Origin of the sequence: Bradyrhizobium sp. KB893862 SZCCT0404 (assembly GCF_018130885.1) — a bacterium.
GTDB lineage: Bacteria > Pseudomonadota > Alphaproteobacteria > Rhizobiales > Xanthobacteraceae > Bradyrhizobium > Bradyrhizobium stylosanthis.
The window spans coordinates 433,122-445,960 of record NZ_JAFCLT010000007.1; the positions used below are offsets into that span (position 1 = coordinate 433,122).

10 protein-coding genes are annotated in these 12,839 nt (G+C 65.8%); 3 read left to right on the forward strand and 7 right to left on the reverse strand.

Annotated features, from left to right (window positions below; translation table 11 throughout):
- Positions 1–14: 14 nt before the first annotated feature.
- The 7 genes from JQ617_RS27490 to hpaR form a co-directional block, all read right to left on the reverse strand.
- Positions 15–3,284 (reverse strand): transglutaminase family protein, encoded by a 3,270-nt coding sequence (locus tag JQ617_RS27490; protein WP_212029036.1) that lies wholly within the window; start codon positions 3,282–3,284, stop codon positions 15–17.
- 285 nt (positions 3,285–3,569) lie between these two features.
- Positions 3,570–4,874: a methyl-accepting chemotaxis protein gene (locus tag JQ617_RS27495; protein WP_212029037.1), complete on the reverse strand. Its 1,305-nt coding sequence runs from the start codon at positions 4,872–4,874 to the stop codon at positions 3,570–3,572.
- Positions 4,852–5,373 carry a PAS domain-containing protein gene (locus JQ617_RS27500; RefSeq protein ID WP_212029038.1) on the reverse strand — a complete coding sequence of 174 codons (522 nt, stop codon included), beginning with the start codon at positions 5,371–5,373 and terminating at the stop codon, positions 4,852–4,854. Before JQ617_RS27500 ends, JQ617_RS27495 begins: the two co-directional genes overlap by 23 nt.
- A gap of 171 nt (positions 5,374–5,544) precedes the next feature.
- Positions 5,545–7,068 (reverse strand): UxaA family hydrolase, encoded by a 1,524-nt coding sequence (locus tag JQ617_RS27505; protein ID WP_212029039.1) that lies wholly within the window; start codon positions 7,066–7,068, stop codon positions 5,545–5,547.
- A 139-nt stretch (positions 7,069–7,207) separates the two neighbouring features.
- Positions 7,208–7,984, reverse strand: coding sequence for an HpcH/HpaI aldolase family protein (locus tag JQ617_RS27510; RefSeq protein WP_212029040.1), 777 nt, complete (start codon positions 7,982–7,984; stop codon positions 7,208–7,210).
- Positions 7,985–8,129: 145 nt separating this feature from the next.
- Positions 8,130–9,215 carry a malate/lactate/ureidoglycolate dehydrogenase gene (locus JQ617_RS27515; protein WP_212029041.1) on the reverse strand — a complete coding sequence of 362 codons (1,086 nt, stop codon included), beginning with the start codon at positions 9,213–9,215 and terminating at the stop codon, positions 8,130–8,132.
- A 158-nt stretch (positions 9,216–9,373) separates the two neighbouring features.
- The gene (hpaR, locus tag JQ617_RS27520) at positions 9,374–9,892 is read right to left on the reverse strand and encodes a homoprotocatechuate degradation operon regulator HpaR (RefSeq protein ID WP_212029042.1); all 519 of its coding nucleotides are present in this window, start codon (positions 9,890–9,892) and stop codon (positions 9,374–9,376) included.
- A 111-nt stretch (positions 9,893–10,003) separates the two neighbouring features.
- Here hpaR and hpaH point away from each other — a divergent pair, with 111 nt between their 5' ends.
- The 3 genes from hpaH to hpaE are packed head-to-tail and all read left to right on the forward strand — an operon-like array spanning position 10,004 to position 12,772.
- On the forward strand, positions 10,004–10,810 hold the full coding sequence (gene hpaH, locus JQ617_RS27525) for a 2-oxo-hept-4-ene-1,7-dioate hydratase (protein ID WP_212029043.1): 807 nt from the start codon (positions 10,004–10,006) through the stop codon (positions 10,808–10,810).
- 32 nt (positions 10,811–10,842) lie between these two features.
- The gene (locus JQ617_RS27530; RefSeq protein WP_063691107.1) at positions 10,843–11,241 is read left to right on the forward strand and encodes a 5-carboxymethyl-2-hydroxymuconate Delta-isomerase; all 399 of its coding nucleotides are present in this window, start codon (positions 10,843–10,845) and stop codon (positions 11,239–11,241) included.
- Positions 11,234–12,772, forward strand: coding sequence for a 5-carboxymethyl-2-hydroxymuconate semialdehyde dehydrogenase (gene hpaE / locus JQ617_RS27535; RefSeq protein WP_212029044.1), 1,539 nt, complete (start codon positions 11,234–11,236; stop codon positions 12,770–12,772). Before JQ617_RS27530 ends, hpaE begins: the two co-directional genes overlap by 8 nt.
- Positions 12,773–12,839: the final 67 nt, after the last annotated feature.

A 12,839-nucleotide genomic window follows, 5' to 3' on the forward strand; every position in this document is an offset into this window, starting at 1 on the left:
CCCCACCATCATACTCATTGCAGGAGCGGGGTCCGCAAGTCGAGGGTCAGCGGAAACTCATTTGTGCGTTCCTCGGGCGGCGGCTGCATCGGGCCCGGGGTGTGGCCGTGGTCCTGGAAACGCGCCAGCCGCCGCGCCTCGGCCTCATAGGTGTTGACCGGCTTGGTGTCGTAATTGCGACCGCCCGGATGGGCGACGTGATAGACGCAGCCGCCGAGCGAGCGGCCGTTCCAGGTGTCGATCAGGTCGAAGGTCAGCGGCGCGTGGACGGGGATGGTCGGGTGCAGCCCGGAGGCCGGCTGCCAGGCCTTGAAACGGACCCCGGCCACGGCCTCGCCCGAGCGGCCGGTCGAGGTCATCGGCAGGCGGCGGCCGTTGCAGGTCACGACGTGGCGGCCCTCGACAAAGCCCTCCGCCTTGACCTGGAGCCGCTCGACCGAACTGTCGACATAGCGCACGGTGCCGCCGGCCGAGCCCTCCTCGCCGAGCACGTGCCAGGGCTCCAGCGCCTGCCGCAGCTCCAGCGTCACGCCGCCATGATGGATGCGGCCGAAGGCGGGAAAGCGGAATTCGAGCTGGGCCAGGTACCATTCCGGCTCGAACGGGTAGCCGAACTCTTTCAGCTCGCCGAGCACGTCCTGGAAATCTTCCCAGATGAAATGCGGCAGCATGAAGCGATCATGCAGCGCGGTGCCCCAGCGCACGAACTTGCCTTGTTGCGGCTCGCGCCACATCTTGGCGATCAGCGCGCGGATCAGGAGCTGCTGCGCCAGCGACATGCGCGGATCCGGCGGCATTTCGAGCGCACGGAATTCGACGAGGCCGAGGCGCCCGGTGGGCCCTTCCGGCGAATAGAGCTTGTCGATGCAGATCTCGGCGCGGTGGGTGTTGCCGGTGATGTCCACGAGCAGGTGCCGGAACAGCCGGTCCACCAGCCACAGCGGCGTCTGGTAGCCCGGCGGCGGCACGTGCGAGAGCGCGATCTCGAGCTCGTAGATGCTGTCGTGACGGGCCTCGTCGATGCGCGGCGCCTGGCTGGTCGGGCCGATGAACAGGCCGGAGAAGAAATAGGACAGCGAGGGATGCCGCTGCCAATACAGCACGAGGCTCTTCAGCAGATCCGGCCGGCGCAGGAACGGCGAATCCTGCGGGCTCGAACCGCCGACCACGACGTGGTTGCCGCCGCCGGTGCCGGTGTGACGGCCGTCGACGAGGAAGCGGTTGGCGCCGAGCCGCACCTTGGCCGCGTCCTCATAGAGACCCGACGTGATATCGACGGCATCGCGCCAGCTCTTTGCAGGCTGGATGTTGATCTCGATGACGCCAGGATCGGGCGTCACCTTAATCACCTCGATGCGCGGATCGAACGGCGGCGGATAGCCCTCGACGTGAACCTGGAGCTGCATCTCCTCCGCGGTGGCTTCGAGCGCCGCGACCAGTTCGAGATAATCCTCGATGCGCTCGACCGGCGGCATGAATGCGCAGATCACGCCGTCGCGGATTTCGATCGACATCGCGGTACGGACCGGGACGGACGTGTTGAGCTTCTCGGGCGCCTCCCGGGGCGGTGATTTCGGCCGCGCCGGCGACGTGAACACCGGCAGCTTGGCGCGCGCCTCCATTGGATCCTGCTCGACGATGTAGGGATATTGATTGGGCGGCACGTAGCCGAGCGAGCCGATCGGCAAGCGCAGGCCGAGCGGTGAATCGCCCGGCATCAGAAACAGATGACTGCGTCGCAGCGGCCAGCGCTCGCTGCGCCAGCGCGGCGGCGCATTCCAGCGCTGGATCGGCAACACGAAGCCACGCGGTGTGTTCAGCCCCTCGTCGAACACCCGCGCCATGCGGGCGCGCGCTTCAGCATCGGACAATTTCGAGTCCGTGGGATCGACATTGACCGGAAGCTCGGCTTCCTTCTTGAGCCAATAGGCCGGATCCTCATAGGCGGGCATGATGTAGCCAAGGTCGACGCCGAGCCGCGCGGCGGTGCCTTCCATGAAGGCCTCGGCGTCCCTGACCTCGGGCCGCCGCGGGTTCTCGATCTTGGCGATGAGGTCGGCGTTCTTCCAGATCGGCACGCCGTCCTTGCGCCAGTAGAGGCCGAAGGCCCAGCGCGGCAGGCTTTCGCCCGGATACCATTTGCCCTGGCCGTAATGCAGCAGGCCGCCCGGCGCGAAGCGCGTGCGCAGGCGGCGGATCAGATCGTCGGCGAGCGTGCGCTTGGTCGGGCCGACGGCTTCCGTATTCCACTCGCCTGCTTCGAGATCGTCGACCGAGACGAAGGTCGGCTCGCCGCCCATGGTGAGCCGCACGTCCTGCGCGGCAAGATCGCCATCGACCTGCTCGCCGAGATCGTTGAGCCGCGCCCAGGATTCATCGGAGAAGGGCTTTGTGATGCGCGGCGCCTCGCGGATCCGCCTCACGCTCATGTCGAAGGCAAACTCGACCTCGGCAAAGCCGGCACCGCCGGAGATCGGCGCGGCCGAGCGATAGTGCGGCGTGGCGGCGACGGGGATGTGCCCCTCGCCCGCCAGCATGCCGGAGGTGGCGTCGAAGCCGATCCAGCCCGCGCCCGGCAGATAGACCTCGGCCCAGGCGTGCAGGTCGGTGAAATCGTTCTCGACCTCGGGCGGCCCCTCGATCGGGTCGATGTCGGGACGGATCTGGACCAGATAGCCCGAGACGAAGCGCGCGGCGAGCCCGAGATGGCGCAGCGTCTGGATCAGCAGCCAGGCGGAGTCGCGGCATGATCCGGCGCCGGAGGCGAGCGTCTCCTCCGGCGTCTGCACGCCCGGCTCCATGCGGATGATGTAGCTGACCTTCTTCTGCAGCTCGCGATTGAGATCGACCAGGAAGTTGACGGTGTTGGGCGCCTCGTGCGGAATGGTGTCGAGAAACTTTGCGAACAGCCGATCGGCCTTCATGGTCTCGAGATAGGGCGCGAGCTCGGTCTTGAGGTCCTTCGGATACTCGAACGGAAAGCTGTCGGCATAGGGTTCGACGAAGAAGTCGAACGGGTTGACCACGGTCATCTGCGCCGTGAAGTCGACCTCGAATTTCAGCTCGGTGGTCTTCTCCGGGAAGACGTAGCGGGCGAGCCAGTTGCCCTGCGGGTCCTGCTGCCAGTTCACGAAGTGATTGGCCGGGGTGACCTTGAGCGAATAGCTCAGGATCGGCGTGCGCGTGTGCGGCGCCGGCCGCAGGCGGATGGTCTGCGGGCCAAGATCGATCGGGCGGTCGTATTTGTAGTGCGTGACGTGGTGTAATGCGACGTAGATCGACACGGGGTACGGTGCTCCAGCAGCTTTTTTGAGCAGAACACCTGACGTCAATGCGATCAAGCACTAACAACGGGCAGAGGCTGCCTAGGAAGTATCCCCGTCGTCCTCGGGGGCTACCACCTAGCAAGTGGGAGTTTGGCGCCCTGAAGCTTCCACGGCGTCATGGCCGGGCTTGTCCCGGCCATCCACGACCTTGGCTTGCGATGTCAAAGAACGTGGATGCCCGGGACAAGCCCGGGCATGACGACCTCTTGTGGATCTACGTACGACTACTCTCGCGGCGCGGCCCTACGCCGCCGAGGTCAGCCGCTGCAAAAACTGCGTCACCTCGCGGCGCAGCGTCTCGACTTCGCCGTGGACGCGCTCGGAGGCGCTGTTGACGCGGCTGGCAACGCGGCCGGTGTCGGCGGCGGCATCGCTGATGCCCGTGACGTTGGAGGAGACCTGGGAGGTGCCGGCCGAGGCTTCCTGGACGTTGCGGGCGATCTCGCGGGTGGCAAGGCTCTGCTGCTCGATCGAGGTCGCGATCGCGGCGGTGATGCCGTTGATCTCGCCGATGGTCTGCGCGATGGCCTCGACGGCCGCGACCGAGTTGGTGGTCGATTGCTGCATCTCGCCGACCTTGGCGCTGATCTCTTCGGTGGCCTTCGCAGTCTGGTTGGCAAGGCTCTTGACCTCGGAGGCCACCACCGCGAAGCCGCGACCGGCCTCCCCTGCCCGCGCCGCCTCGATGGTGGCGTTGAGCGCGAGCAGATTGGTCTGCGAGGCGATCTCGCTGATCAGCTTGACGACGTCGCCGATCCGCATCGCGGCGTCCGCGAGCGCGCGGATCTCACTGCCGGCACGATTGGCCTCGTTGACGGCGCGCCCCGTGCTCGCGGTCGAGCCGGTCACCTGACGGCCGATATCGGCGATCGAGGATGCAAGCTGCTCCGCGGCGCTGGCGACGGTGGCGACGTTGCGCGAGGCCTGGTCGGAGGCGCTGAGCACGCCGGAAGTCTGCCGGCTGGTCTTCTCGGCCGCCGCCGCCATCTGGTGCGCGTCGGATTCCAGATCGGTCGCAGCGCCCATCAGGGTGCCGGCGACGCCGTCGAGATGCGTGCCGAACTGTTTTGCGAGATCGGCGATCTCCACCACGCGGCGGCCGAGGCTGTCGGTGCCGGCATTGATGACGACGGCCGAACGGCGGAACGAGCCGGGCAGACCGCGCGCGAGGATCTTGCGGAAATGCTTGCCGCGGCTGGCGTACTCCATCGAGGCTGAAGCTTCGCGCAAGTAGGCATCGGTGATGTCGAGCATGTCGTTGACCGACTTCTGGATCGAGCCGATGCGGCCGGCCTGGCGATCGCTGAGGATGCGCGCCTCGAGATCGCCGTGGGCCGCCTTGCGGCAGACATCGGCGACTTCATCGACCGCCATCGCGGTACGATGCTGGCACCAGACGGCGTAGCCGAGCAGCGCGACAATGGCGCCGGGCAGCACCGCCGCGGACGCACCGGGTACACCGAGAAGCGAAAGCCCGAACGCAACGACGGCAAGAACACACGCGAGCGCGGTCGCTCCCTGCGCCTTAGAGAGAGAGCACAAATTCATCGTAACCGACACCCTGTTGCTTCAGTAGTCCGACCATCGCATCGAAGCTCGCGCGCATGCCGTCCTTGGCATTGGCGTGCCGCGCCTCCTCCGCGCACAGCGTCCGGTAGATCGGCTTGATGCGCTCGATCTGCGCCGGGTCGGGCTTGCGACGGTTGGAGTGATAGCCGACGATGTTGCCGCGTTCGTCGAAGGTCGGCGTGACGTGGGCGAACACCCAGTAATGGCTGCCGTCCTTGGCCAGATTGACGACGTAGGCGAAGATCTCCTGCCTGGATTGCAGCGTGTCCCAGAGCAGCTTGAACACCGCGCGCGGCATGTCGGGATGGCGGATCACGCTGTGCGGCGCGCCCATCAGCTCGGCGTAAGAGTATTTCGCCATGCGGACGAAGACGTCGTTGGCGTAGGTGATGCGGCCCTTGAGATCGGTCTTGGAGACGATCAGCTCCTCTTCACCGAGGAGATTTTCCACGCCGGTCGGCCGTATCGCATGCGTCATCGTTGACGAATCCTGTCGTAGGGCAGAGCCCTCGAAGGAGTCGCCCGCATCGCTTCACGATTACGGTGCGAAATCTTAATCCCGAGTGACCGCGGAACCCCCCGCGGTCATATGGCACCTACGTATGACTACGTAGATGTCCGCGGCAGCAAGCTGCTGCCTGCACACCAGCTACATCGTCGCGCCAAGCACCCAGGGTGCGAACTCGGCGCCGCCGAAATCGAAGCTCTCGCTCTTGGTCGGCTGGCCCGACGCGGTCTTCAGGATGAGATCGAAGATGCGCTGGCCGCACTGCTCGACGCTCTCCTCGCCTTCGAGGATGGTGCCGCAATTGACGTCCATGTCCTCTTCCATGCGCTTGTACATCGGCGTGTTGGTGGCGAGCTTGATCGAGGGCGCGGGCTTGCAGCCGAACACGCTGCCGCGGCCCGTGGTGAAGCAGACGAGGTTGGCGCCGCCGGCGACCTGGCCGGTTGCGGCGACGGGATCGTAGCCGGGCGTGTCCATGAACACGAAGCCGCGCTTGGTCACCGGCTCGGCGTAGCGCAGCACCTCGACGAGATTGGTGGTGCCGGCCTTCGCCATCGCGCCGAGCGACTTCTCCAGGATGGTGGTGAGGCCGCCGGCCTTGTTGCCGGGGCTCGGATTGGCGTTCATCTCGGCGCCTTCGCGCATCGTGTATTCGTCCCACCAGCGCATCAGGTCGACCAGCTTCTCGCCGACCTCGCGGCTGACGGCGCGGCGCGTGAGCAGATGCTCGGCGCCGTAGGTCTCGGGGGTCTCCGACAGGATCACGGTGCCGCCGTGGCGGACGATCAGATCGCTGGCGGCGCCGAGCGCAGGATTGGCCGACACGCCGGAATAGCCGTCGGAGCCGCCGCATTGCAGCGCCACGGTGAGTTCGCTCACCGGCACGGACTCGCGCTTGACCTTGTTGGCGTCAGCGAGCGCCTCGCGCACGAAGGCGATGCCTGCTTCCACCGTCTTGCGGGTGCCGCCGACCTCCTGGATGTCCATCGCGCGCAGGCGGCCGGCGAGCTTCTGCTCTTCCATCAGACCGCCGATCTGGTTCACCTCGCAGCCGAGGCCGAGCACGACGACGTGGGAGAAATTGACGTGGCGCGCATAGCCGCCGAGCGTGCGGCGAAGCAGCGCGAGCGGCTCGTTCTGCGTCATGCCGCAGCCGGTCTTGTGGGTCAGCGCGACCACGCCGTCGACATTGGGAAAATCGGCCAGCGGATTGTCGCCGGTGAAGGGGTTCTTCTTGAAGACGTCGGCGACGAGGCTTGCGACATGCGCGCTGCAATTCACCGAGGTGAGGATGCCGATATAGTTGCGTGTGGCGACGCGGCCGTCCGGACGGCGAATGCCCTCGAAGGTCGCCGGCAGGTCGAAATTCGGCGTCGGCTTGACGTCGGCGCAATAGGCGTAGTCCTTGGCGAAGTCGCCCATGCCGATGTTCTGCACATGCACGTGCTGGCCCGGCGCGATCGGGATCGTCGCGAAGCCGATGATCTGGCCGTAGCGGATCACGGGCTCGCCGACCGCGATCGGCTTGATCGCGACCTTGTGGCCGGAGGGGATGCGGTCGACCGCGGTCACGCCATCGGCCACCACCGTTCCCGGCGGCAGGCTCGCGCGCGCGATCACCACGCCATCATCGGGATGCAGGCGGATGACGGGGCTGATGGTCATGGCAGGTCTCCTTGGGTCTTCAAAGTATCGTGCCCCGGACGCTGCGCAGCGCGATAGCGATGCGCTGCAGATCCGGGGCCTTGTGTTACGTCACGTGGTTCGCAAGCTTCTGGGTCCCGGCGTCCGGGACACAGAGAGATCAAGCCTTGCCGCCGGACTCCTTGCGGGTCGCGTTGACCTGCATCTTGGCGTAGGTCGTCATCAGGCCGACTTCATTCGACAAGGTCACCAGCTTGAAGCCCATGTTGATGGCGCGCGCTGCGCCCTCGGCGCCGCTGCAATGGATGCCCGGGTTGAGGCCGCGCTTGCCGCATTCCTTGATGATCTTCTCGTAGATCGCGAGGATCTCGGGCTCGCTGCGGTCGAGCTTCGGCTCGAGGCCGTAGGAGAAGCCGAGGTCGGACGGGCCGATATAGACGCCGTCGATGCCCTCGACATCGAGGATCGCTTCCATGTTCTCGACCGCGGTCTTGGTCTCCATCATCGGCAGCAGGATGGTGTCGGCGTTCGCGGTTTTCTGGTAGGAGCCGGCGGTGCCGTACATGCCGGCGCGGATCGGGCCGTTGGAGCGGACGCCCTGCGGCGGATACTTTGAATAGGAGACGAGGTTCTTGGCTTCCTGCGCCGTGTTGACCATCGGGCAGATCACGCCATAGGCGCCGCCGTCGAGCACCTTGCCGATGATGCCGGGCTCGTTCCAGGGCACGCGGACCATCGGGGTCACCGGATGCTTGTCCATGGCCTGGAAGCACTGCACCATCGACAGATAGTCCTGCACGCCGTGCTGCATGTCGACGGTGACGCTGTCGAAGCCGCATTGCGCGATCATCTCGGCCGAGAAGCCGGAGGGTATCGCGAGCCACGCGTTGACCACGGCCTTGCCCGACTTCCAGATTTCCTTGACCTTGTTCGCCACGTTGCCTTCCTTCTTTGTTGTTTGGACCGTTGGGTTGTTTGGACCGTTGGTTGGGCCTTCGTCACCATGACGAACCGCCGCGACAGCACGACCCTGCTGTTACCGCGAACCGGGGCTCCGCGCTACGCTCGCAATGACGCAAGACCTATGCGGTCGCCCTCTGGATGCTGACTTCGCTGACGCCGACCTCGCGGGCGGTGTTCACTATCGCCGCCCAGGTGTCATCCGGCAAGGGGATGCCGTTTTTGCTGCGTTCAGCGCGGGTTTTCCGCTCGGGATCGCCGGGAATCAGCACCTGGTCGACCCCCGCCATCGGCCTGGTGGCGCGGATGAAGTCGGCATAGCGCGAGACCTCTGCATCGAACACATGGGAGGTATCGACCACCTTCGGATCGACATAGAACGCCAGCATGCCGTTGGCAAAGCGCCGGCCGCCCGAAGTGGCCCCGGTTCCGGTCAGCGCGCCGCCAAGCAGCTCGCACATGAAGGCGAGGCCCGAGCCCTTGTGCTCGCCAAAGGCGCGGATGGCGCCGGTGCCCTTGGTGTGATCGCGCGGCCCTTCGGCCGTGTAGGGCCCGTAGAGCACCGCCGGATCCTCGCTCAAGCTGCCGTCGGCATCGACCAGCGCGCCCTTCGGCAGCTTCTTGCCGCCGCGGCTTGCCACCAGCACCTTGCCCTCGGCGACGACCGAGGTCGCGAAATCCAGCACGATCGGGTCCTGCCCGGGACGCGGGATGCCGACGCAATAAGGCGCGGTGGACAGCCGCTTCTCGACGCCGCCGAACGGCGCCACCAGCAGCGAGCCGGCGGCGTTGACGAAATGCACGGAAACCAGGCCTTCGGCGGCGGCCATCTCGGCCCAGTCGCCGACGCGGCCGATATGGCCGGCATTGCGCAGCGCGACCGCGGCCAGCCCCGCCTTCCTGCATTTGTCGATGCCGATCCGGACCGCCTGCGGCGTCACGGTCTGGCCGTAGCCGAACTTGCCGTCGACCACCGCGAGCGAAGGCGTATCGAGCACCACCTCTGCGGTCTGGTTGGGCACGACCGAGCCCGATTTCTGCCAGCGGATGTAGACGGGAACGCGGATCACGCCGTGGCTGTCGTGACCGGTGAGATTTGCCGTGGTGAGATAGGTCGCGATGCGGCGGGCTTCCTCCGGCGAGGACTGCGCATGCGCAAAGACTTCGGCGACGAAATCGATCAGCCTCTGAACCTGAATGGTGACCATGAGGGTCTGCTTGCCTCCCCGTTGCAGCGGAGGCGCGCAGCAAATGCTGCATCATCCGCCCTGGCGCCGAGTCTTGAGCGATCGGCTTGGGCGGCAGTTTGAGCGAAAATGCGCGGTGATGTCCATGATGCTTGCCGCGCGCCCGCGCATATCTGCTGTCACTCCTCGGCGCTTGCCTCCTCGCCGGCACCGAGCTCCGCAAGGCTCTGCTCGAGCTCGCCGAGCATCTCCTGCAGTTCGGCGAGCTTGCGCGCGCCGAAGCGCCGCGTGATCTCGGCGTAGATGGCTTCCGAGTTCGGCGCCACCGAGGCCATCAGCTTCACGCCCTCCTTCGAGATCGAGACCATGCTGCGGCGCTGATCCGCCTTCGCCGTCTTGCGCTCGATCAGATTGCGCGCCTCGAGATCGCGCAGGATGCGCGACAGGCTCGGTCCGAGCAGAAAGGCGGTGCGCGCGAGTTCCGTGACCTCGGCGGCCTCGATGGACGCCAGCGCGCGCAGGATGCGCCATTGCTGTTCGGTCAGGCCGTGCTCGCGCAGATTGGGGCGGAACTGCCGCATCACCGCCTCGCGTGCCCGCAGCAGCGACATCGGCAAGGAGCGCGAGAAGTCGCGCATCGGCACCTGCCGTGCGGTCGGCGCGGCTCCGTTGGCGGGATCGGCCGGTTTCTTGGTCATGGCGCCCTTTCAGACTGCAAAACGTTTGCAGTGCAGCAAGCTCAGATTCTGTTTGACGCATTCACTTAACATGTTAAGTATCTCCGGGCACCACGATTTGTAAGATGACGCATGGCGCTTTCCAACGACGATATCCAGGCCTGCGCGAGCCGTCTGCACCAGGCGGAGAAGACCCGCACGCAGATCCGGCAGCTCTCGCAGGACTTCCCCGACATCAGCATCGCCGATGCCTACGCGATTCAGAAGGCCTGGGTCGACGTCAAGATCGCGGAGGGGCGTATCGTCAAAGGCCACAAGATCGGCCTGACCTCGAAGGCCATGCAGAGCGCGCTCAACATCGACGAGCCTGACTCCGGCGTGCTGCTCGACGACATGTTCTTCGCCGACGGCGGGATCATCCCGACCGAGCGCTTCATCGCGACGCGCGTCGAGGCCGAGCTCGCCTTCGTCATGAAGAAGCGTCTCGCCGGCCCTGACTGCACGATGTTCGATGTGCTCAACGCCACCGACTTCGTCGTCCCGGCGCTGGAGATTTTGGACACGCGGATCGAGCGCGTCGATCCCAGGACGAAGGCGACGCGAAAAATCTTCGACACCATCGCCGACAATGCGGCGAATGCCGGCATCGTGCTCGGCGGGCGGCCAATCCGTCCGCTGGACGCCGACCTGCGCTGGATCGGCGCGCTGTGCTTCAGGAATGGCCAGCTGGAAGAGACAGGCCTTGCCGCCGGCGTGCTCAATCATCCCGCGACATCCGTTGCCTGGCTTGCCAACAAGATCGCGCCGCTTGGGCTGGCGCTGGAGCCCGGTCAGGTCGTGCTCGCCGGCTCCTTCATCCGGCCGATCGAGACCCGCAAGGGCGACACAATCCAGGCTGACTATGGCGCCTACGGTTCGGTGAGCTGCTACTTCGCGTAAAGCAACAAGACGACACAGGGAGTGAAACCGCGATGCCGCATTTCACGATCGAATATTCGGCCAATCTCGATGGCCGCCTCGACATCGACACGGTGTGCGAAGTCGTGCGCAAGGCCGCGGTCGAGACCGGCATCTTCCCGCTCGGCGGCATCCGCGTCCGCGCCATCCGCTGCGAGCATTATGCGATTGCAGACGCGCGGAACGATTACGGCTTCCTCGACATGGTGCTGCGCATTGGCGAGGGCCGCGATCTCCCTACCCGGCAGAAAGCCGGTGAGCATGTGTTCAAGGCGCTTTCAAAACATCTCGATCCCGTCTTCGCCGCGAGCAAGTTCGCCTTGTCGTTCGACATGCAGATCAACGACAAGGACACGAGCTGGAAGCGCAACAACATCCACGACGCCCTGAAAGTGGAGGCCGCAAATGGATAAGCCCACGCCCAAAGCCGATGTATTCCAGGCCAACCGCGACCGCGTCGCGCCGCTGCTGAAGAAGCTGCAGGCCGACGGCATCGGCCATTTCATCGACGGCAAGACCGTCGCCTCGATCTCCGGTGCGACCTTCGAGACGAAGTCGCCGGTCGACGGCGCGACGCTCGCCAGCGTCGCGCGCGGCAATGCCGAGGATATCGACGCTGCCGCGACCTCCGCCGCCCTCGCCTTCAAGTCCTGGCGCGACATGGGTCCTGCGATGCGGAAGAAGCTGCTGCATCGGGTGGCCGACGCCATCGAGGACAATGCCGACGACATCGCGGTGCTCGAATGCATCGACACCGGCCAGGCCTATCGCTTCATGGCCAAGGCCGCGATCCGCGCCGCCGAGAATTTCCGCTTCTTCGCCGACAAATGCGCCGAGGCGCGCGACGGCCTCAACACGCCGAGCGACGAGCACTGGAACATCTCGACGCGCGTGCCGATCGGCCCCGTCGGCGTGATCACGCCGTGGAACACGCCGTTCATGCTCTCGACCTGGAAGATCGCCCCTGCCCTCGCTGCGGGGTGCACCGTCGTGCACAAGCCGGCCGAGTGGTCGCCGGTGACCGCCTCGATCCTGTCGCGGCTGGTGAAGGAAGCCGGCGTGCCCGACGGCGTGCTCAACACCGTTCATGGCTTTGGCGAGGAAGCCGGCAAGGCGCTGACCGAACATCCCGCGATCAAGGCGATCGGCTTCGTCGGCGAGAGCGCGACGGGCTCGGCGATCATGGTTCAGGGCGCGCCCACGCTGAAGCGGGTGCATTTCGAGCTCGGCGGCAAGAACCCGGTGATCGTGTTCGACGACGCCGATCTCGACCGCGCGCTCGATGCCGTCGTGTTCATGATCTACTCGCTCAACGGCGAGCGCTGCACCTCGTCCAGCCGCCTGCTGATCCAGCAGAGCATCGCGGACAAATTCGTGGAGAAGCTGACCGCGCGCGTGAAGGCGCTGAAGGTCGGCCATCCCCTCGATCCCGCCACCGAGATCGGACCGCTGATCCACGAACGCCATCTGGCAAAAGTCTGCTCCTATTTCGACGTCGCGCGCCAGGACGGCGCGACGATCGCGGTCGGCGGCAAGGCTCATGACGGCCCGGGCGGCGGGCATTATGTCGAGCCGACCTTGGTGACCGGCGCTCACGGCAAGATGCGCGTGGCGCAGGAGGAGGTGTTCGGCCCCTTCCTCACGGTGCTGTCCTTCAAGGACGAGAAGGATGCGATCGAGATCGCCAATGACATCCGCTACGGCCTCACCGGCTATGTCTGGACCAACGATGTCGGCCGCGCGCTGCGTGTCGCCGACGCGCTGGAGGCCGGCATGATCTGGCTGAACTCGGAGAACGTCCGGCATCTACCGACGCCGTTCGGCGGCATGAAGGCCTCCGGTATCGGCCGCGACGGCGGCGACTACTCGTTCGACTTCTACATGGAAACCAAGCACGTCTCGCTGGCGCGGGGCACGCACAAGATTCAGAAGCTGGGAATTTAACTGTCATTCCGGGGCGCGCGGAGCGCGAGCCGGAATCCATATCCACCAGCCGGGGTTATGGATCCCG

Excerpts from the sequence above, each read along its gene's own strand:
- JQ617_RS27495 (WP_212029037.1), bottom strand. The coding sequence starts at position 4,874 with ATGAATTTGTGCTCTCTCTCTAAGGCGCAGGGAGCGACCGCGCTCGCG.
- JQ617_RS27515 (WP_212029041.1), bottom strand. The coding sequence starts at position 9,215 with ATGGTCACCATTCAGGTTCAGAGGCTGATCGATTTCGTCGCCGAAGTC.
- JQ617_RS27505 (WP_212029039.1), bottom strand. The coding sequence starts at position 7,068 with ATGACCATCAGCCCCGTCATCCGCCTGCATCCCGATGATGGCGTGGTG.
- hpaH (WP_212029043.1), top strand. The coding sequence starts at position 10,004 with ATGGCGCTTTCCAACGACGATATCCAGGCCTGCGCGAGCCGTCTGCAC.
- JQ617_RS27530 (WP_063691107.1), top strand. The coding sequence starts at position 10,843 with ATGCCGCATTTCACGATCGAATATTCGGCCAATCTCGATGGCCGCCTC.
- JQ617_RS27500 (WP_212029038.1), bottom strand. The coding sequence starts at position 5,373 with ATGACGCATGCGATACGGCCGACCGGCGTGGAAAATCTCCTCGGTGAA.
- hpaR (WP_212029042.1), bottom strand. The coding sequence starts at position 9,892 with ATGACCAAGAAACCGGCCGATCCCGCCAACGGAGCCGCGCCGACCGCA.
- hpaE (WP_212029044.1), top strand. The coding sequence starts at position 11,234 with ATGGATAAGCCCACGCCCAAAGCCGATGTATTCCAGGCCAACCGCGAC.